This window comes from Streptomyces sp. NPDC020801, from assembly GCF_044334385.1.
Classification (GTDB): Bacteria; Actinomycetota; Actinomycetes; order Streptomycetales; family Streptomycetaceae; genus Streptomyces.
In genome coordinates, this window is the sequence record NZ_JBIRST010000010.1 from 21,246 (window position 1) to 41,103 (window position 19,858).

Consider the following 19,858-nt stretch of genomic DNA (forward strand, 5'->3'; position numbering starts at 1 on the left):
CGGTCAGCTACCGCTGTCGACCTGCTTCAGTTCCTTGGCGAGGTCGTCGAGCGCTTGCGCGGAGCTCTTACGGCCCTGCAGCGCCTGATAGATCTCGCGCTGGATGCGGAGGCTGGCGTCGTTGTACGCGGGGACCTGCGGTCGGGGGCGGGCGTTCAGCAGGCTCTGGCGCAGTGCGGGCAGGTAGGGGAAGCGCTGTGAGAGCTTCTTGTCCGTGTACAGCTCGGTCAGCACGGGCGCGTTGGAGAGGTCCTCGACCTCGACGCGCTGCACCTCGGGGCTCTCCATGAAGGCCATGAAGTCGAGCACGGACCTCGGGTGCTTGGAGTAGGTGCTGACGGCGAGGTTGGCGCCGCCCAGCGTGGAGGCTCCGGTGCCGTCGGCCCCGGGCAGCGGTGCGACCCCGACCTTGCCTGCGATGGTGGTGTCGGTGCCCTTGGTGTTGGCGAGGCTGTAGACGTAGGGCCAGTTGCGCAGGAAGAGCAGATCGCCCTGCTGGAAGGAGCGGCGGCCGTCCTCTTCCTTGTAGGTGATGGCCTTCTTGGGGATGTAGCCCTGGCGGAAGCCGTCGACGAGGAAGTCGATGCCCTTCTTGGCCTCCGGGCTGTTGACCGTGGCCGAGCCGTCGGGGCCGTAGACGGAGCCTCCGGCGGAGTTGATCGCCTCGCTGGCGTTGACGGTCAGGCCTTCATATTGGGCGAACTGGCCGGCGTAGCAGTCCATTTGGTGGTTCTTGGCGATGTCGCAGTCCCTGACGAGTTCCTTCCAGGTGGCCGGCGCCTTGCCGACCAGGTCCTTGCGGTAGAAGAGGAGTGCTCCGGCCGAGGCGATGGGCGCCCCGTAGAGCTCCCCCCTGTACTTGGCCGTCTGGACGGCCGCCGGCAGCATGTCCGCCACGGGCAGCGAGCCGGCCGGGAGCTTGCGCACCCAGCCGCGGGCGGCGAACTCCGCCGTCCAGACGACGTCCATGGCGACCGCGTCGAAGCGGTCGCTCCGGGCCTGGAAGTTCTGCACCAGCGTGGACCGCTGCTCGTCGGCGGACTCGGGCAGCTCGATCAGCGTGACCTTCTCGTCGGGGTGCTGCTTGTTCCACACGTCGAGGATCTTCGACTGCAGCTTTCCGGTGGTGTCCTTGCCCATGGCAAGGGTGAAGGGCCCGCGGCCGTCGGCATCCTTGCCCGCGGCCCCGTCCGGGGTCGTTCCGGCGCAGGCGGTGACCGCCAGCAGGGCGGTGCACGTGAAGGCGGCTGCGGCTGCGGCTCTGGTGTTTCTCATGACTGCTCCTTCGTGGTGGTGACACGGCCGGTGACCGGTCACGGAGCCGGGGCCCGGGCGGACCCACGGCGATATGAACGTTCAAATTTGTCCGCGTGAAGAGCTACGGTCGATCGGGGCGCTGGCGAGGCACCGGGAGTGTCGGCCTGCTCCGGCCGCCGGCCCGTTCCCCGGCGGTCAGCCGCCCGGGTCGGCCGGGACGTGGGCGCCCGCGGTCCCGTCCTTACGGCAGGTCGCCATCGGCCGCGACCGGGAGCGGCTCATTCCCGCACGGTGCCGGGGGCGGTGCTGGAGCCCGGCAGGTGGGGATGCCGGTCGAGGAGCCACCAGGCGGCGCTGTTGGCGGCCAGCTTCCCCGCGTCGCAGGGCGTGCTGGACAGCACCGGCTGACCGGGCACCGGAGCGGCGACGGGTGAGTCCGAGAAGTTCACGGCGCACAGGAAGCCGTCGCCACGCGCAAAGACGATGCTCTCCGGCGGCCCGGCCAGCCAGCGCAACTCCGGGTCACGCAACGGGGCGAGGCTGCGGCGCAGTTGCAGGGCCTCGCGGTAGAGGTGCCAGCTCGACGAGCCGTCACGCCGCCTGCTCTCCACCGAGTACGCGGCGAACCAGTCCGGCTGGGGCAGCCAGGTGTCGGCACCCGCCGCCCCGGAGAACCCGAAGGGTGCCTGTGTCCCCGACCAGGGCAGCGGTACCCGGCATCCGTCCCGGCCTCGCTGAGGGTCGCCGGTGGCTGTCACGATCGGGTCGGTCAGGACGTGCGGCGGCAGGTCGGTGACCTCGGGCAGCCCGAGTTCCTCACCCTGGTAGAGATACGCGCTGCCGGGCAGGGCCAGCATCATCAGCGCTGCCGCGCGGGCCCGCGCGGCCCCGCGCTCCAGGTCGGGTACGTCGCCGAGGCGCCGGGAGCGGCTGTACCGGGTGACGCTGCGCTGCTGGTCGTGGTTGTTCAGCACCCAGGTGACCGGGGCGCCGGTGGCGGCGATGTCCCGTAGTGCGGCGTCGATCCGCAGGCGGAAGGCGTCGGCGTCCCAGGGGGCGTGGAGCAGGTCGAAGTAGAACGCCTGATGGAGTTCGTCCGGGCGCAGGTAGAGAGCCTGGTCGGCCGGGGTCGGCACGGCCACCTCGCCGACGAGGACGCGCTCTTTGCCGTCCGCGGCGGCGTACGAGTCGCACAGGGCGCGCCAGCGGCGCCACACGTCGTGGACTTCCGGCTGATTCCATGCCAGCGGGTTCACCGCGTCCCTGGCGGCCTCGTCGGCGTCCGGCTCGGTGGAGTCCGGCAGTCCCGGATGCTTGTACAGCCCGACGGCGACATCGATGCGGAAGCCGTCGACGCCCCGGTCCAGCCAGAAGCGCAGGACGTCGTCGAAGTGTTCTGCCACCTCTGGCTGGCGCCAGTCGAGGTCGGGCTGGTGGGGGGTGAATAGGTGCAGGTACCACTGTCCTGACCGTCCGTCGGAGTCCCGTACGCGTGTCCAGGCGGGTCCGCCGAACATCGCGCGCCAGTTGTTGGGCGGCAGTTCCCCGTTCCGCCCGCGGCCGTCTGCGAAGTGGAACCGGGCCCGGGCCGGGCTGCCCGCATCGGACCGCAGGGCCTCCTGAAACCAGGAGTGCTGGATGGAGCAGTGGTTGGGCACGACGTCCAGGAGGACCTTCAGACCGAGGCGGTGTGCGTCGTCCACCAGTCGGCCGAACTCGTCGAGGTCGCCGAAGAGCGGGTCGACCGCACGGTAGTCGGCCACGTCATAGCCGTGGTCGTACTGCGGGGACGGAAAACAAGGGCTGAGCCACACGCCGTCGACACCCAGGGCGGCCAGATAGGGCAGGCCACTCCTGGCACCGCGCAGATCGCCCACGCCGTCGCCGTTCCCGTCGCGGAAACTGCGCAGGTAGACCTGGTACATCACGGCATCGCGCCACCACGGCACGCGGAGAACAGCCATCGGACAGTGACCTTTCGGGCAGCCGGCATCGGCCGGCGGACATCGGGCCCCGAGGACGCCGAGGCTCCGGCGGGGCGGCAGGCAGGAGCCGCTCCGAAGAGCTGGCTCGAGTCGAGGGGAAAGGGGGTACGTCGTACCGCGGGCGCCCGTCCGTACCGGCGGACAGCCGCACCCGAACCGCGCGGCACCCGGAACCGGCCGGTGGGACGGCGGCGGGGTTCGCTGCGAATGACCTGGTGCGGCACGCCCGGGCACCGCGTGCTGGGGCCACCGCGCGCAGAGCCAGCCTTGTCCCCGGTGGGAGACGCCTGACCAGATTCCTAGGGATCTGACGTTGATATGAACGTTCAAATCGACGGTGCGCAAACAAAAGCACCGAGCGATGCGGCTGTCAAGCCGTCCTGCGCGACGTTCGCCGGGAGGCCGCGCACCCAGGACCGACCCCACCCGTCGGCCCGCACCCCGGCGCCCGAAGAGCTGGGCGCCGCTGCTTTGGGATCACAACCGATGACTCGCCCATCGCGACCTGAGGGGCAACGGCCGAAGCGCCACCTCACCGCACCCCGGCCATTGACTTGCCCGGGCCCCCGTGTCAACATCAAGAGTCATGTTTGAACGATCAAAATCCGCGCGTGCCTTCCGCGCATCGCTGCTGTGACCGCCCGTCGGCCCACCCCCGAAGCGCTCACGATCATCGAGGTGGCACGCGTCGCGCAGGTGTCCCGCCAGACGGTTTCGAACGCCCTGAACGCCCCCGAGCGGGTCCGCGAGGAGACTCTGCGGAGGGTCCTGGCCGTCATCGACGAGCTGGGATACCGGCCGAACCGGATGGCCCGGTCACTGCGCACCCACCACACCCGCCAGATCGGCTACCGCCTCGACCCGGACCGCTCCGACACCGCAAGCGTCCTGCAGGACCGCTTCCTGCACGCCCTCACCAGTGCGGCCGAGGCCGACGGCTATCTCCTGCTGCTGCTCAGCACCGGCCACACCAGCGACGAACTCAGCCGCTACAGCGACGTGCTGCGCACCGGCAGTGTGGACGCCTTCGTCCTCTCCGGCATCGACCCCGGGGACCCCAGGCCCGGCTGGCTCGTCGAGCGAGGCGTGCCGTTCGTTTGCTTCGGCACCCCCGACGACACTCTCCCCGACCTGCTCGCCGCGGACGTCGACGGGGCCCGTGGCACCGAGATGGCCGTGGACCATCTCGTGGCGCGCGGCCACCGCGACATCGCCTTCCTCGGCTGGCCCCGCACCTCCGGCCCCAGCGAGGTCCGCAGGCACGGATGGCAACGCGCCCTGCGCAAGCACGGCCTGACACCCGCCCGCTGTGCACGGGCGCTCGACACCATCTCGGACAGCACCCAGGCCGCCCTCGCGCTCCTCGACCACACCCCGAGGCCGACGGCAGTGGTTGCCGCCAGCGACACCTTGGCCATGGGTTGTTACGCCGCCGCCCGGCAGAGGGGTCTGGAGATCGGCCGTGACCTGGCGGTTACCGGCTTCGACGACTCGCCCATCACCGCCATCGTCACTCCGTCGTTGACAAGCATCCGTCAGCCGCTCGACGAGGTCGCACAGACCGTCATGCGACTGCTCGTCGGCCGCCTCGAAGGGCGAATGCCCGACAACCCCCGGGTGCTGCTGGAACCCTCCCTGGTCCTACGCGACAGCACCTGACCCCGTGCCCGGCACCACGCCTGCCGGCTGGGGCCGCCCGCTCCGCAGGGACCGATTCGGCCACTGACGACACGGTTTCCCCTCGTACCTGTCCCTGGCAGTGGTGACGCGCTCCCCGAATCGCTCGAACCCGGAGAAGGTCTCGGCTCGGTGGCGCACCCTGCGCACCCGTCTCCACCTGAGAAACAGAAAACCCCAGGTGAACTTGGGTCTCTGCTGTCCGAGGGGGGAGTTGCGCACTGACGATACGGTCGTGGTGGCGCAAGGGGAGCTCTACTTCTGAGACCGCTGCGGGTGGGGCGGCACCCTGGAGGAGGAGGTATGGCGGCGGGAGAGGAGGCGTGATGCGAACCAGCGACCAGATCTATCACCGGGTCCGCTGGGATCCGCGGTTCGACCCGGCCCGGTTCGTGATGGGGATCAGCCGGCGCGAGGGTGCCTTCAAACGCATCCCGCTGTCTTCCTTCGTGCCCGGGGGCGACATCCCGTGGCACCGGGTGGTGTTCATCGAGGCGGACGGCGAGGTGGTCTGGGACCGGGCCACGGGTGTGGACCGCATCGAAGCGTCGGGCGCCGGCCGGGTGCGGGACCCGCAAGCGGACCTGAGCTTCGGCACGAACTCCGACAGGGGCGAGGCCGCCGGTGGCCTCGACGTGTCCCCGACAGCCCGCACGGCGGTGGCCTGGATCCCGCCTGCGGAGCTGTGGCCGCCGATCCAGGACATCCGCCGGGATTACGATCCGCAGATCCACCGCTGGCCGCCGCACGTCAATGTGCTCTTCGGCTTCGTGCCGGAGTCAGACTTCGAGCGGGCCGCCCCGCTGCTCGCCGCGGCGACGGCCGAGACTCCGGTCTTCACCGCCCGGCTGGACGGGGTGCGCACCTTCCGGCACAGGGCGTACTTCACCGTGTGGCTCGACCCGACGGCGGCCGGCAAGGCGCCGTGGGCGGACCTGCACCGCGTACTGCAGCAGCGGTTCCCGCGTTGTCATGGGCCCGCCAAGGAGTTCACCCCACATCTGTCCCTGGGCCGGACCCGGGATCCACGGCAGGTCGGCGCCGACTGCGCCACCCGGCTCGACGCCATGACGGCGACGGTCTGGGAACTCGTCCTGCTCTCACGCAGGGGCCCCGGGCCGATGCGGCCACGGGCCACGGTCGCCCTGCGCACGGGCGAGGTCCGCTGGCTGCCCGCACCCGGCCTCGAAGCGCCGGGCCCGGAGGACACGGCATGGCTCTCCGAGATCACCGCCAGGTGAGGCCATGGCCAGGGGGCGAAGTGCCGCCGAGGATTCGCATGGCGGAGTGTCCGAGCCGCCGCTGACGAGCGTGCCGTGCTCGCGAATCCACCCCACCATCCCGGTCTCGCCGAGCAGTTGGCCTTATCGCTGAGCCGCCGTCGCCGTCAGGCACGCACGGGTTCCCAGCCTGTGAACCGTGCCCGGGGGGGCGTCCCCGTCATGGCCGGGATCGGGCGGCGGGGGCAGATCGACTACGTGCTCCGGCCGTCGAGCAGGGCCTCGGCGACGCGCTCGACGACGCGTGGCCTTCACCACATTTTGCTTATTTAGGGATGTATATACGCGTATAAGTGGTTCTTGAAGCTCGTTGCACTCCTCGGGCAACCAGCTCCAGGGATTCAAAAAGACCAGAGGCATGGAGAAGCGTTTGATCACGGGACGTAAACGACGCACCGGGCTGGTGGCTACCGCCGGTGTACTCGGCGGTGTACTCGCACTCACGGCCCTCGGCGGCACCAGCAACGCTGCCACCAGCGGCAACGGCGCCGGGGATCACCCGAAACCGCAGGCGCCGGTGGATCAGGTGGCCGTCCAGGATGCTTCCGACGCCCGAATACAGATCTGGTCCGGGCAAGGTGCCTACAACGTCGGGATCAACGACCCCGTCAAGGTCACCGTCAGCAACGGCAAGCTCACCAAGGTGACCATGACCGCCGTCGCGACCGGTGCCGAGATTCCGGGCACCCTGTCCGCGGACGGCACGTCCTGGAGGCCGAACGGCCGGCTGGAGCGGGCCACCGAGTATCAGCTCGCCGCAGAGGCCGAGGACGCCAAGGGCCGCTCCGTCACCGGGAACGCCACGATCACCACGGTCTCCCCGGCCAACGACTTCATCGGGCACCTCTCCCCCGAGGACGGCTCGACCGTCGGCGTGGGCATGCCGGTGACGGTCAACTTCGGCAGGGCGATCGGCAACAAGGCCGCCGTGGAGTCGAAGATCCAGGTCAGCTCCAGCAGCGGCCAGCAGGTCGTCGGTCACTGGTTCAACGGCGACCGCCTGGACTTCCGCCCCAGGAACTACTGGAAGCCCGGCTCCACCGTCACCGTCAAGCTCAACCTCCTGGGCATCCAGAAGACGGTCACCTTCAAGATCGGCCGGAGCCAGATCAGCACGGTCGACGCCGCAACGAAGCAGATGACCGTCGTACGGAACGGCAAGACGATCAAGACCATCCCGATCTCGTCCGGCAGCCCCGAGCACCCGACGTACAACGGTCAGATGGTCATCTCCCAGAAGTTCAGGCAGATCCATATGAACGGTGCGACCGTCGGCCTCATGAAGAAGGGCAGCAAGCCCGCGTACGACATCAAGGACGTACCGCACGCCATGCGCCTGTCCGCCTCGGGCACGTTCATCCACGGCAACTACTGGGGTGCCGACTCGGTCTTCGGCAAGGTCAACACCAGCCACGGCTGTGTGGGCCTGAAGGACGTCAAGGGCGGCGGCGACGGCAGGCAGCCCGCCGCGTGGTTCTTCGACAACTCGATGATCGGTGACGTCGTGATCGTCAAGAACTCCGAGGACAAGACCATGTTGGCCCCGGACAACGGCCTCGGCGACTGGAACATGCCGTGGAGCGAGTGGGTCGCGGGCAGCGCGACCCACTGACGACACGTCACTCTCCACACATCTGAACCTGAATCCCTTCCGCCAGGCGGCGGCCGACACCGTGTCGGCCGCCGCCTGGCGGCATCAAGACGCTGGTGTCTCGGAAGCCCCACCTCTGAAACCGCTGTCGGCGTACGCCAGCGATCGGCCGGAGATCTGCAACGGCTGAGGCCATGGCAGTTGGAGCTGGAACCCGTTTCAGCCGTGTCTTCACCAACGCGGTGAGCTGGTCGAGGCTTGGGGGAGTTGAGCACTGACGATACGGCCGTGGTGGCGCAGGGGAAGCTCTACTTCTGATGAGGTGTGCCGGGAGACAGGGTGACCCGCAGAATGGCGTGACGTGGCACCTCGCTGCCGGGCGAGGGTGTCTGCTCACATACTCGGCCCACGGGCGTGCCAGGGTGAGGGCACACTCGGTGTCGGATGGGCTGGAGACGTACGCCGACTGCCTGGGCGCTCGACAGGGCTTCGGTCATCGTCTCGCCGATCAGCGAGGGTGCCGCGACCCGGGGACGAGCAGGGGGGTGGGATCCGGTGATCACGTAGGTGCACACGGCGGCCGCCAGCAGCACCGCCATCGCCTGGAGCGGCCGGCGGATGCGCCCTTGGCGCACGGGGCGTTCTTTCCGGGGATCCCGGGGCGGCGGTAGCTGGGTGTGCCGAACCGTCGCAGGTGCAGCCGGCAGCGGCGAGGTGACCGCCGTGGCACGCTCTGCCAGTACCTTCCCGATGGCGTCGCGCATCTCTTCGGCGGTCTGGTACCGGTCCGCACGATCCTTGGCCAGCGCGCGCAGCACCAGAGTGTCGTAGGCGGCAGGCAGCTGCGGGGCGTGGGCAGAGGGAGGCACCGGTGGTTCCGAGAGGTGCTTCACGGCCACGGCCAGCGGGGTGTCACCGGTGAACGGGGGGCGGCGGGTGAGCAGCTCGTACAGCAGGCAGCCGGTCGAGTACAGGTCGGTGCGGAAGTCCACCTGCTCGCCCCGGGCCTGCTCCGGCGAGAGGTACTCGGCCGTGCCCACCACCACCGAGGTGCGGGTGAGGGTCGTACCCGCCCGATCCACCGAGCGGGCGATGCCGAAATCCGTCACCTTCACGGTGCCCTCGTGGGAGAGCATGACGTTCGCCGGTTTGATGTCCCGGTGGACGATGCCGTGGTGGTGGGCGTGATCGAGCGCCTCCAGCACGCCGGCGGTGAGTTCCAGGGCATGCTCGGGTCCGGCGATCCGTGCCTCGCGCACGAATTGGAGCAGCGTGGTGCCCTTGACGTACTCCATCACGAGGTACGGGACGAGGTGGCCGTCGATCGTGTCCTCGCCCGCGTCGTAGACGGCGACGACGGACGGGTGGCCCAACAGGGCCGCCGAGACGACCTCACGGCGGAAACGCGCCCAGTGTTCGGCATCGGCCGCCAGTTCCGGCCGGAGCGTCTTCACAGCGACCGGGCGGAACAGCAGCAGATCGTACGCCAGCCACACTTCGGCCATCCCCCCGTGACCCAGGACCTGTTCCAGACGGTAACGTCCGCCCAGACGACGTGAGCGATCCACGGTTCTCCCCCTTGTTGCCGACTTCCGCCGGGGCACCGTAGGGGCGGTTCTTGTGGGATCTCTGTGATCCGGGGCCGACCCTGTGGCGCGTGCCCCGGTAGGACAGGGGCGGTGGAGCGGTCGCCACACCTGCTGCGGCGCCTGCGCAACCGCTACGCCGTGGGCGGCCGATGGCACGTCGGGTGGCTGGCACGTACGGCGTCGAGGTCTCAACGTGGTGCCGGGTTCCTCGCCTGTCTGTGGGTGGCCCGGGCCGGCGTGGGAAAGCCGGAACGGGCCTTGGCCGCAGTCCGCCACCTTGTTGGCGTGCCCGGCGGCGGAATTGGCCGCATCACGCGCGGCGTAGGCGGCGTCCGCGGATTCGTCGGCCAGTTGCTGGACGGCGTTGGCCGCACTGCTACCGGAACCCATCGAACTGACGTCTCATCACGAACAGGACGTCACGCGACTACGCCGAAGCCCTGCCAGAAACCAACACCATCCAACATCTCATCCATGAGACCTGTTCGGCCTGCCGAAGGTCAAGGGTTGTACGCGAACGTTTTGGACCCTTGGGGGAAAGATCGCCGGCCCTCCAGGGGGCGACTCAAGGGCGACCCATGGAGTTTGCCCCAAAGCTGAGGGCGACTCAACTTGCCTATGGATCCACCACAGTTGACCTCTGACGCCCATTCACTTCGCTGTTTCCCCCTCGGGTATTGACAGACCCTCGAAGCCTCCCCACCATCCCCCTACGGGTGAGTGAATCTGTTTGACCTTGTCGAAGAATGCATGATTCCCAGGGTGCACCGTGGGCCGGTTGCGCCCGCGAGTGCTCTCCTTCCGTCGGCGATGTGATTACTGACGCGCGGCAGTCGCTCGTGGTCCGGACCACTCCGCCCCCGGCCATTCCACCCCCCACGTTTGGAGCCGACATGACTTTCTCGCTCAGACGGCGACCAGCCGTCCTGGCACTCCTGACACTCCTGGCGCTCCTGGCCACTACGCTCGCCGGCTGGAACTCACCGCTCGCACACGCGGCGACGAGTACGTCCGTCACGATCGACGGCACGCGGCCCGGCGCGGCCTTCGACGGTGTAGGTGCGATCAGCGGCGGCGGGGGCAATACCCGCCTGCTCGCCGACTATCCCGAACCGCATCGGAGCCGACTCCTGGATTACCTGTTCAAGCCCGGCTACGGCGCCTCGCTCCAGGTCCTCAAGCTGGAGATCGGCGGTGACACCAACTCCACCGACGGAGCCGAGCCCAGCCACATGCACACGCGCGGCACCGTCGACTGCAACCAGGGCTACGAATGGTGGCTCGCCGAGCAGGCCAGGGCCCGCAACCCCGACATCAGTCTCGCCGGACTGACCTGGGGCGCACCGGGATGGATCGGCGGCGGGAAGTTCTGGTCCCAGGACATGATCGACTATCTTGTGTCCTGGCTCGGCTGCGCCAGGCAGCACGGCCTGACCATCAGCTACATCGGCGGCTGGAACGAGCGCGACACGGAGAACGGCGCATCGGGCCCCGCGTGGACCGACACCATCAAGAAGTGGTACGAGAACCTCAAGTCCACGTTGGTCTCCCACGGCTACGCCACCAAGGTCGTTGCAGGTGACAACAACTGGAGCGTGGCCGGGGCCATGGCGGCCGACGGCGCGTTCAAGGACGCGGTCGACGTCGTCGGAGTCCACTACCCTTGCGGGTATCAAACGGACTTCACGTCATGCCCGAGCCCCGACACCGCCAAGGGCCTGGGCAAGCCGCTGTGGGCGAGCGAGAACGGGTCCCTGGACGCCAACAACGGCGCTCCGGCAGTGGCCCGCGCCATCAACCGCGACTACATCGACGGCCACATGACCTCATACATCAACTGGCCCGTCATCGCCGCGCTCTATCCGAACCTCTTCTTCTCCTACGACGGCATGTCGGTCGCGCAGCAGCCCTGGTCCGGCCACTACAGCATCGGCAAGACCACCTGGGTCACCGCCCACACCACGCAGTTCACCCAGCCAGGCTGGCGCTACATCGACTCCGCGAGCGGCTATCTCGGCGGCGACCGGTCGGCCGGCAGCTACGTGACGATGAAGTCGCCGAACAACTCCCACTACAGCACGGTCGTCGAGACGATGGACGCCACGGCCGACCAGACCGCGACCTTCACCGTGAAGGGCGGCCTGTCGACCAGTGTCGTCCACGTCTGGTCCACCGACGTGAAGTCCTCGAACGACGCGGACCACTTCGTCCACAGCGAGGACATCACACCGTCCGGCGGCACGTACACGCTGACGCTCAAACCGGGCCACGTCTACACCCTGACGACGACAACAGGCCAGGGAAAGGGCACCGCGAAGGCTCCGGCCTGGGCGGCGATGAGGCTGCCCTACTCCGACAACTTCGACACGCCGGCCACCACGGGGAGCCCCAAGTACTTCTCCGACATGAACGGCGCTTTCCAGACCACGGCATGCCGCGGTGACCGCAACGGCACCTGCCTGCAGCAGATGGCCCCGGCCACTCCCATCCGCTGGACCAACGAGCCGTACAACGCCCCCTACACGATCACGGGTGACGGCTCGTGGGACAACTACACCGTCTCCACCGACGCGATGATGAGCCAGAGCGGCAGCGTGGAACTCCTCGGCAGGGTCGGCCAGCAGGGCCGCAACAACAACGGCCTGGACGCTTACCACTTCCGGATCAGCGACACCGGCGCCTGGTCGATCGACAAGAGCGACACCTCCTGGAGGTTCACGACGCTCGCCGCCGGGAAGACCGATTCCCTGGGCCGGAACACTTGGCACCGGCTGTCGCTCACGATGCAGGACGACAAGCTGACCGCGTCCGTCGACGACAGGACGCTCAGCAGCGTGACCGACGGATCGTTCGCCCGAGGCCAGGCAGGGCTCGGCGTGACCGGCTACCGGACTCAGCAGTTCGACAACTTCTCGCTCACCCCCGGCACGCCATCGGCACCGCGCGTCGGCCCGGTCAGGTCCGGGCAGGCTGGCAAGTGCCTCGACGCCGACAAGGGCACGAACGCCGATGGAACCCCGGTGCAGATCTGGGACTGCAACAGCACCGGCGCTCAGAACTGGTGGTGGAGCAACGGCACGCTGCGACTCGGCGGACCCACCGGCAAGTGCCTCGACGTCACCCATGAGGGCACCGAGAACGGCACACCGGCCCAATTGTGGACGTGCCACGACGGTCCGAACCAGCAATGGATGCCCCAGGGCAACGGCACGCTGGTGAGCGTGCAGTCCGGACGCTGCCTGGACGACCCGCAGTCCAACACGGCCAACGGCACACGGCTCGTGATCTGGGACTGCAACGGCGCGGCGAACCAGCAGTGGGCCCTGCGCTAGAGACGCTGCAAGCCGCCGGGTGGTCCCGGGGCTCACGGTTCCGGGACCACCCGTTCGACACCACATCTCAAGCCGAGGACGGAGGGACCATGGCACCTCTTCGACTGCTCGCCCTTGCTCTCGCCACCGTCGCGCTACTGCCGGCAGCCGGCCGCACATGGCCGGCGAGTCCTGCACCGATGGCTACGCCAACCGCCGGCTACACGATCTCCATCGGGTCGACCGGTTCATACGCGCACCCGACCGACACCCCGGCCGGCACCTACATCGACAAGGACGGCACGTTCTACTTCCAGCAGTCCGCCGCGCTGTACGGGAAAACGGATCCCCGCCACTGGGACTTCTACACCGGCAAGGACGCCGACACCGCCATCCGGTCGGCCGCGATCAGCAATTCGGTCAATCCCACCAACCCGGCCGACCGGAACAACGACACGACTTGGCGCTGCAACAACAGCCCCACCGGCCTGGACGCGACGTACGCACCGGCAGGCTCGCGCTACTCCCAGCGCAACTTCTGCGATCTGGCAGGAGTGTGGGTCGACCCGGACACCGGGCACTGGTACGGCCTGGTACACGACGAGTTCACCCCTCAGCCCTTCGGCGACGGCATCCACTACGACGGGATCGACTACGCGATCTCGACCGACCAGGGGAAGACGTGGACCATCAAGGGCCACGCGATTACCTCCCCCTACAGCACCAAACGGGGAGACAACACGCAGTTCCCGCACGAGACCTACTACTACGGCGACGGTGACCAGCGGCTCTTCGTCGACACCGCATCGGGATACTTCTACGTCTACTTCGGCTCGCGGGTCGTCGAGAAGGGCGGCGGCTGGAGGGCGTACCAGTCGCATGTGGCCCGGGCGCCGATCTCCGCGAAGATGGCTTCGGGCTCCTGGCAGAAGTGGTACGACGGCGCCTGGTCACAACCCGGGGTGGACGGCAGGGAAAGCAACCTGGAACCAGTGACCTCGTCGAACCCGACGGGTTACACCCCGGTCTCCCACGACTACGACCCCGCCAATCCCGGTACCGTGAACGAGCAGATCGCGGCCGGTGAACTCCCGCCGACCTCGCCGCTCTTCGTCATGAACATCGCCTACGATGCCTACTTGGGCCTGTACATCGGCACACCCGAGGTCACGAAGCAGCCGGGTCCTCAGCAGTTCTATGTGACCGACAACCTCGCCACACAAGAATGGCACCTGGCCGGCGACTCCGGCAGGTACATCTCCGGCTCCTGGTACCGCTGGTTCCTCGACGGCGCCAACAAGACCAGTTCCACAATCATCGGGAAGACCTTCCGGTCGTACTGCTCGATCAACTGCGCCACCTCGGACGGCGAGTACGCTGATGTCACCGTCGACTCCACGGCACCGGCCCCGTCCCCGTTCGACCCGGCCAGGACCTACCGGATCGCCGACGGGAACGGCCGGGTGCTCGCCCAGGTCTCCGGCAGCGCGGCCACCACGTCGCTGGCGGCGCCCACCGGATCGAGCCTGGAGGCATGGTTTTTCGCCGGGAACGGCGACGGCTCCTACCGGATCGTCAACGCCGCCACGGGCGGGCTCCTGTGCGTCGCCTCAACCTCTACCGCCACCCGGGCCTGGGGAACGAAGCCGACCGTCGCCACGGCCGGACCCGGCGCACCCACCGTCGGACAGCAGTGGTTCATCATCCCCGGTACCTCCCCCGGGGGAGCACAGGACGGCACTTACCGGCTGGTCAACCGCTACAGCGGCCTGGTGATCGGCATGTCCGCCGACACCTCCCGGCTCACCGAGACGACACCCGCCCGCTACTGGACCAACACCGCGGCAGGCCCCGTCGGCGGCTCCCGCACCGCCGCCGAACAGGCCCTGACGGTGATCGCCGTCGGACAGACACCCGGCGGCCTGAACGGCACGCACACCCTCATCACCGGCGGGAAGGCGCTCGTCGACCCGAACCACAGCAGGGACACCGGCGTCCGGCTCATCACCTACACCAGCAACACGGGAGCCAACCAGCAATGGCGGTTCACCGAGCAACCGGACAGCCCCTACAGCTCATCGACGCGGAATCCGGGCTCTGTGCCGATGTCTGCGGCGCCCTCTCCTCTGCCGGCGCCAAGGTGATCCAGTGAACCCGCAACGGTCACACCAACCAGCACTGGATCATCACTCGGCTCCCGAGCGGCGCCCACACCATCGCGTCCACGATGAGCGGACTGCTCCTCACCACCGCCTCGACGTCCGACGACGCCCCGGTGCCCCAGGAGGCAGACACCAGCTCCCGACGGCAGCAGTGGACGATCACATGATGCGCGACTCCTCCGGGCACTCCGGAGCATGCCGGCTGCCTGCTGCCGTGCCTTCTTCATCGGGTCCCCACGCGGAACGGGATCCGCCCCGGCCCGCCCCACCGACCGCGTGAGGGGCGTCTGGCACGGGACCGGTGCCCGGCCCGGCAGGCCCGGATCCCGAGGCCGATGACACAACTACGCAGCTTTGGGTGCAGTGGCAATGTCGTAGCAGTCAGGAGTCCGATCAGCCGGGCGTGGGCTCCGCCGTGTCGCCTGTGCCCAAGCTCTTCGCGAGCCACTGCTCCACGCTCGCCACGTGCACCATGGCGGCAGAGGCAGCGAATTGGGCATCCCGGGAGGCGAGCGCGGCGAGGATCGTCTCGTGGTCCCGGTGGGCGTTCTCGATCGCTGGGCCGACACTGGCTCCCCGCAGGATGCGAATGCGTTGGGTGTGGGTGGAGACCACCTGCAGAAGCATGGAGAGCACCGGATTGCCGCACAGGTCCACGATGGCGCTGTGGAACTCCACGTCCAGCCGGACGAACGCCTCGGCGCTCTCGGCGGCCATGCTCCGGTCCAGGATCGACCGCAGCCGGGTGAGATCCTCGTCGGTGATACGGCCCACCGCCAGAGCCGTCGCCGGCGGCTCGAGGAGTCGGCGGACCTGGAGCAACTGCAGGGCGGTCTGGCCGTGGGAGACGTCGGAGGCGAAGGAGAGGGCCTCCAGCAGCAGATGCGGTTCGAGGCTGGACACGTAGGTGCCATCGCCTTGCCTGGGGATGAGGATCTTCATCGCGGTCAGCGCCCGGACAGCCTCGCGCAACGAATTGCGGGACAGTCCGAGCTGCTGCGCGAGATCGTCCTCCTTGGGCAACCGGGTGCCGGGCCGCAGCTCGCCGGAGACGATCATCTTCTTGATCCGGTCGATCGCTTCGTCCGTTACGGCCATGACGGCCCCCTTTCCGTTCAGTCCTGCTTCTCGCCGGAGGCGAACCGCGAGATGATCAGCGCGATGATGATGATCGCGCCGTTGAGGAACTGGTTCCACAGCGGGGGTACGCCCGCCAGCGTCATCACGTTGACGACAAGCTGGAGGGTGAGGACACCCGTCAGCGCGCCGAAAAGCGTGCCGCGACCGCCGTTGAGGCTCACCCCACCGATGACGGTGGCGGCGAACACCTGGAAGATCCAGCCGCTGCCCTGGTCGGCCGAGATGGAACCGTAGTGGCCGGTGTAGAGGATACCGGCGAACGCGGCCAGCAGACCGCCGAGGATCAGTACCACCCACACGACGCGGTCGACGCGTATGCCCGCGGTCCGCGCGGCCTCGCCGTTGCCGCCGATCGCGTAGAGCGCGCGGCCGTGCCGCAGCCAGGCCAGGGCGCTGCCGCCGATCACGAACAGCGTGACGCAGATCCACACCGGGGCCGGTACCCCGAGCCAGGAGGTACTGCCCAGGTAGGTGAAGGAGCTGGGTACGTCGACGATGGACTGGCCCTGGGAGATGGCGACCTGGAGGCCGCGCAGCATGGTGAGTGCTCCCAGCGTCACGATGAAGCCGTTCAAGCGGAGCTTCAGGATGAGGAAGCCGTTGATCGCGCCGATCAGGGCTCCGACCAGCAGGCAGACCGGAACCGCCGTCCATGGCGGCAGCAGTCCCAGTCCGTGGAATCGTCCCCCGTCCGCGGGGAGCACCAGCCACACCGCGATCACGGGCGCCACACCGAGGGTGGACTCCAGGGACAGATCCATCCGCCCCGCGATGAGGATCATGGCCTCGGCGAGGACCAGCAGGCTCAGCTCGGTGGACTGCTGTGCGACGCCGAGCAGGTTGTCGGACGTGAGGAAGGCCGGCGAGACGATGAAACCGATCAGCCCCAGGACCAGAAGGACCGGGATGAGCGACAGGTCACGGTAGCGCCGCAGGTCGAGTCCGCTCCGCTTACCCGCGCTGTTCCGGTGATCCTCCGTCGCCGTCTTCGTGGCGGACGTGTCAGTCGTGGCGGACATGGCCGGTCGGTCCCTTCGTTTCGCTGGTGTCAGCCGTCGCGGTCATGCCCTCCATGGCCGCGACCAGTTGCTCGTCGGGCCATCCCGCCGGGAACTCGGCCACCACCCGGCCATGGAACATCACCAGCACCCGGTCGCAGACGCGCAGGTCGTCCAGTTCGTCGGAGACGATGAGGGCGGACTTGCCGTCGTCCGCGACGCGGCGGATGCGGCCGAGCAGGGATTCCTTGGACTTGATGTCCACACCGTTGGTGGGCCGGATGGCGACGAGCAGGTCGGGCTGTGTCGCCAGGGCCCGGGCGACGACCACCTTCTGCTGGTTGCCGCCGGAGAGGTCGGCGACGTCGGTCGCCGACCCGGGCGTTTTGATGTCCAGGTCGTCGATCATGCGCTGCGCGAACGCCTTTGCCCGGGAGGGCAGCACGGTGCCGTAGGGGCCGAGCTGGTCGGTCACGGTGAGTGTGGCGTTCTCCGCGACGCTGCGCCCGGTCACCAGACCCTGAAGGTGCCGGTCCTCGGGGACGAAGCCGACACCGGCCGCCAGCGCCTTGGGCACGTCGCCGGTCCTCATTGGGCGGCCGGCGACCAGGACGCTGCCCGCACGGGCGCGGTGCAGACCGGCCAGGGTCTCTCCGAGCTCGACATTCCCACTGGCGGTGGCGCCGGCCAAGCCGACCACCTCACCGGCACGCACGGTCAGCGAGACGTCCTGGTAGCTGCCGGGCAGGGTCAGCTCCCTCACCTCCAGGGCGGGTCTTCCGCCGTCCCGCAGCGCACGGCTGACCGGGCTCGACGAGGCCGGCCGGGCGGCGCTCTCCCCGGTCATCGCCTCCACCAGGGCGTCGTGGCCGAGATCGGCCACGGTCGCGGTGAGGATGTGCCGTGCGTCCCGGTAGACGGTGACCCGGGTGCACAGGTCGTAGACCTCCTGCAGGTGGTGCGAGATGAAGAGGAAGGCGACCCCCTGCTCCTGGAGCTCGCGCAATTTGGTGAACAGCCGGTCGATGCCACGCGCGTCGAGCTTCGCGGTGGGCTCGTCCAGGATGATGAAGCGTGCACCGAAGGAGAGCGCTCTCGCGATCTCCACGAACTGCCGCTGCTCCACCGACAGGTCCCTGATCCGGGCCGACGGGGAGACCTCGACCCCGTACTCGGCCAGGAGCGCTCCGGCCCGGCCTCGCAACTCCTTCCAGCGGATCGGTCGCAACGCGCCCGCACTCTGCCGGTCGAGGAAGAGGTTCTCCGCGACCGTCAGTTCGGGGATGACAGTGGACCGCTGGTAGACGCAGGCGGCCTTGGAGCGCCAGGCGTCGGTGTCGCCGAACGCCGGAGCGGGTTCACCGGAGAAACGCAGCGAGCCCGAGTCCGGCTGCTGTATGCCGGTCAGTACGGAGACCAGTGTCGACTTGCCTGCGCCGTTGCGTCCCACCAGCGCGTGGGATTCCCCGGGCTCGACAAGGATGCGGGCCTCGCGCAGGGCCACCGTGGCTCCGAAGCGCTTGGTGATGCCCGTGGCCTCCGCCACCGGGGCCGTGGCGGCCCCGGTGGCGGAGACAGTCAGCGTGTCCGCCATGCTGAGTGCCTTCCTTTCTCGCGGGTCAGGCGGGCTGCGGACCGCGGATCATTTGGAGACGTTGTTGCCCCACAGGGACTCGTCGTCCACGTTGGTCTTGGTCACCAGCGGCGCGGGCAGTTGGTCCTCCAGTCCGTTGGGCAGCTGGACGATGGTGGAGCCGTGGTCGGTGGGGCCGGGCTTGAACGTCTTGCCCGAGGCCGCTGCCTGGGCGTAGTACAGCGCGTACTTGGCGTAGAGGTCGGCCGGCTGCGAGACGGTCGCGTCGATCTGGCCGCTGCGGATCGCGTCGAACTCCTGCGGAATGCCGTCGTTGGAGATGATCGAGATGTGCCCCGCGGTGCCCGCAGGCTTGAGCAGGCCCTTCTGCTTGAGCAGGGCGAGGGTCGGCTGCAGGAAGACGCCACCGGCCTGCATGTAGATGCCGTTGATGTCCGGGTGCTGGGCCAGCAGGGTCTGCAGCTTGCTGGAGGCGACCGAGCCGTCCCAGTTGCCGGTGGTCAGCGGGTGGACGGTGATGCCGGGGAACTCCTTCTTCATGCAGGCGCCGAACGCCTCCGAGCGGTCACGCCCGTTGATGGAGTCCAGTGCTCCTTCGAGCTCGGCGACCTTGCCCTTGCCGCCGAGCTGCTTGCCGAGGAACTCACACGCCTTGGTGCCGTAGGCGTGGTTGTCGGCCCGCACCACCATGTAGACCTTGCCGCTGTCGGGCCGGGTGTCCACGCTCACCACCGGGACGTGCTTGTTCGCCAGCCGGCCGAGGGTGGAGGCGATGGCACCGGTGTCCTGCGGGGCCATGACGATGGCCTTGGCGCCCGTGTTCTCGAAGACCTGGACGTTGGCCACCAGCTTGGTGACGTCGTTCTGCGAGTTGCTGATCGGCAGGGCGTGTATGTCCTGGGCGGAGACGTACCGCCTGGTGTACTGCGCGTAGGAGTTCCAGAAGTCGGAGTCGGCTCGCGGCAGGTCGATGCCGATCGCGGGCTTGCCGGAGGTGGCCGAGCCCGCGCTGCCGCTGCCGCGGTGGCACGCCGCGGTGGCACCGGCGAGCAGTACGACTCCGGCCACAACGGCAGTGACACGCAGGTGGTTGGGCTTCATGTCCGCACTCTTCTCAAGGAGGCCTGTCATCGGATGTCTCAGGACGTGGCGAGGAGGTTACGGCCGCGTTGCCATGCCTGACAAGAGCCATCCGATGAATTCGCGAATTCGTGACCTGGCGCCTTCGACACCCTGGTCGTGACGTGCCTTTATCTTGGTCAATATCAGGGCAT

Annotated in this window: 13 protein-coding genes; 6 read left to right on the forward strand and 7 right to left on the reverse strand. The window is 68.5% G+C overall.

The window, feature by feature from the left end:
• Positions 1-3 precede the first annotated feature (3 nt).
• A complete protein-coding gene (locus ACH4UM_RS21350) occupies positions 4-1,275 on the reverse strand; it encodes an ABC transporter substrate-binding protein (protein ID WP_398181488.1) in 1,272 nt (423 codons plus the stop codon).
• A gap of 260 nt (positions 1,276-1,535) precedes the next feature.
• Complete coding sequence (locus ACH4UM_RS21355; protein WP_398181491.1) at positions 1,536-3,221, reverse strand: alpha-amylase family glycosyl hydrolase; 1,686 nt, start codon at positions 3,219-3,221, stop codon at positions 1,536-1,538.
• A gap of 654 nt (positions 3,222-3,875) precedes the next feature.
• Here ACH4UM_RS21355 and ACH4UM_RS21360 point away from each other — a divergent pair.
• From ACH4UM_RS21360 to ACH4UM_RS21370, 3 genes are all read left to right on the forward strand, one after another.
• Positions 3,876-4,901 carry a LacI family DNA-binding transcriptional regulator gene (locus ACH4UM_RS21360; RefSeq protein WP_398181493.1) on the forward strand — a complete coding sequence of 342 codons (1,026 nt, stop codon included), beginning with the start codon at positions 3,876-3,878 and terminating at the stop codon, positions 4,899-4,901.
• A 344-nt stretch (positions 4,902-5,245) separates the two neighbouring features.
• Positions 5,246-6,160, forward strand: a complete 915-nt coding sequence (locus ACH4UM_RS21365; protein WP_398181496.1) for an RNA repair domain-containing protein — start codon at positions 5,246-5,248, stop codon at positions 6,158-6,160.
• 397 nt (positions 6,161-6,557) lie between these two features.
• Positions 6,558-7,811 carry an Ig-like domain-containing protein gene (locus ACH4UM_RS21370; protein ID WP_398181499.1) on the forward strand — a complete coding sequence of 418 codons (1,254 nt, stop codon included), beginning with the start codon at positions 6,558-6,560 and terminating at the stop codon, positions 7,809-7,811.
• Positions 7,812-8,098: 287 nt separating this feature from the next.
• On the opposite strand, the gene ACH4UM_RS21375 is transcribed toward ACH4UM_RS21370, so the two are convergent.
• A complete protein-coding gene (locus ACH4UM_RS21375; protein WP_398181501.1) occupies positions 8,099-9,769 on the reverse strand; it encodes a protein kinase in 1,671 nt (556 codons plus the stop codon).
• A 503-nt stretch (positions 9,770-10,272) separates the two neighbouring features.
• Here ACH4UM_RS21375 and ACH4UM_RS21380 point away from each other — a divergent pair.
• The 3 genes from ACH4UM_RS21380 (at position 10,273) to ACH4UM_RS21390 (ending at position 15,019) form a co-directional block, all read left to right on the forward strand.
• Positions 10,273-12,711: a ricin-type beta-trefoil lectin domain protein gene (locus ACH4UM_RS21380; protein WP_398181504.1), complete on the forward strand. Its 2,439-nt coding sequence runs from the start codon at positions 10,273-10,275 to the stop codon at positions 12,709-12,711.
• A 179-nt stretch (positions 12,712-12,890) separates the two neighbouring features.
• Positions 12,891-14,834 carry an RICIN domain-containing protein gene (locus tag ACH4UM_RS21385; protein WP_398181507.1) on the forward strand — a complete coding sequence of 648 codons (1,944 nt, stop codon included), beginning with the start codon at positions 12,891-12,893 and terminating at the stop codon, positions 14,832-14,834.
• Positions 14,835-14,917: 83 nt separating this feature from the next.
• Positions 14,918-15,019: a hypothetical protein gene (locus ACH4UM_RS21390; protein WP_398181509.1), complete on the forward strand. Its 102-nt coding sequence runs from the start codon at positions 14,918-14,920 to the stop codon at positions 15,017-15,019.
• Between the two features lie 226 nt (positions 15,020-15,245).
• Here ACH4UM_RS21390 and ACH4UM_RS21395 read toward each other — a convergent pair whose 3' ends face one another.
• The 4 genes from ACH4UM_RS21395 to ACH4UM_RS21410 are packed head-to-tail and all read right to left on the reverse strand — an operon-like array spanning position 15,246 to position 19,685.
• Complete coding sequence (locus ACH4UM_RS21395; protein WP_398181512.1) at positions 15,246-15,950, reverse strand: FadR/GntR family transcriptional regulator; 705 nt, start codon at positions 15,948-15,950, stop codon at positions 15,246-15,248.
• Between the two features lie 17 nt (positions 15,951-15,967).
• Positions 15,968-17,011, reverse strand: coding sequence for an ABC transporter permease (locus ACH4UM_RS21400; protein ID WP_398181515.1), 1,044 nt, complete (start codon positions 17,009-17,011; stop codon positions 15,968-15,970).
• Positions 16,995-18,584: a sugar ABC transporter ATP-binding protein gene (locus ACH4UM_RS21405; RefSeq protein ID WP_398181518.1), complete on the reverse strand. Its 1,590-nt coding sequence runs from the start codon at positions 18,582-18,584 to the stop codon at positions 16,995-16,997. Before ACH4UM_RS21405 ends, ACH4UM_RS21400 begins: the two co-directional genes overlap by 17 nt.
• 48 nt (positions 18,585-18,632) lie before the next feature.
• Entirely contained in the window at positions 18,633-19,685 is a 1,053-nt protein-coding gene (locus ACH4UM_RS21410; protein WP_398181521.1) for a sugar ABC transporter substrate-binding protein, read from the reverse strand.
• Between the last annotated feature and the right edge of the window lie 173 nt (positions 19,686-19,858).

Bases quoted from the DNA above. Each gene is read 5' to 3' on its own strand.
- ACH4UM_RS21350 (WP_398181488.1), bottom strand. From the start codon at position 1,275: ATGAGAAACACCAGAGCCGCAGCCGCAGCCGCCTTCACGTGCACCGCC.
- ACH4UM_RS21355 (WP_398181491.1), bottom strand. From the start codon at position 3,221: ATGGCTGTTCTCCGCGTGCCGTGGTGGCGCGATGCCGTGATGTACCAG.
- ACH4UM_RS21365 (WP_398181496.1), top strand. From the start codon at position 5,246: ATGCGAACCAGCGACCAGATCTATCACCGGGTCCGCTGGGATCCGCGG.
- ACH4UM_RS21370 (WP_398181499.1), top strand. From the start codon at position 6,558: ATGGAGAAGCGTTTGATCACGGGACGTAAACGACGCACCGGGCTGGTG.
- ACH4UM_RS21375 (WP_398181501.1), bottom strand. From the start codon at position 9,769: ATGGGTTCCGGTAGCAGTGCGGCCAACGCCGTCCAGCAACTGGCCGAC.
- ACH4UM_RS21380 (WP_398181504.1), top strand. From the start codon at position 10,273: ATGACTTTCTCGCTCAGACGGCGACCAGCCGTCCTGGCACTCCTGACA.
- ACH4UM_RS21385 (WP_398181507.1), top strand. From the start codon at position 12,891: ATGGCTACGCCAACCGCCGGCTACACGATCTCCATCGGGTCGACCGGT.
- ACH4UM_RS21390 (WP_398181509.1), top strand. From the start codon at position 14,918: ATGAGCGGACTGCTCCTCACCACCGCCTCGACGTCCGACGACGCCCCG.
- ACH4UM_RS21395 (WP_398181512.1), bottom strand. From the start codon at position 15,950: ATGGCCGTAACGGACGAAGCGATCGACCGGATCAAGAAGATGATCGTC.
- ACH4UM_RS21400 (WP_398181515.1), bottom strand. From the start codon at position 17,011: ATGTCCGCCACGACTGACACGTCCGCCACGAAGACGGCGACGGAGGAT.
- ACH4UM_RS21405 (WP_398181518.1), bottom strand. From the start codon at position 18,584: ATGGCGGACACGCTGACTGTCTCCGCCACCGGGGCCGCCACGGCCCCG.
- ACH4UM_RS21410 (WP_398181521.1), bottom strand. From the start codon at position 19,685: ATGAAGCCCAACCACCTGCGTGTCACTGCCGTTGTGGCCGGAGTCGTA.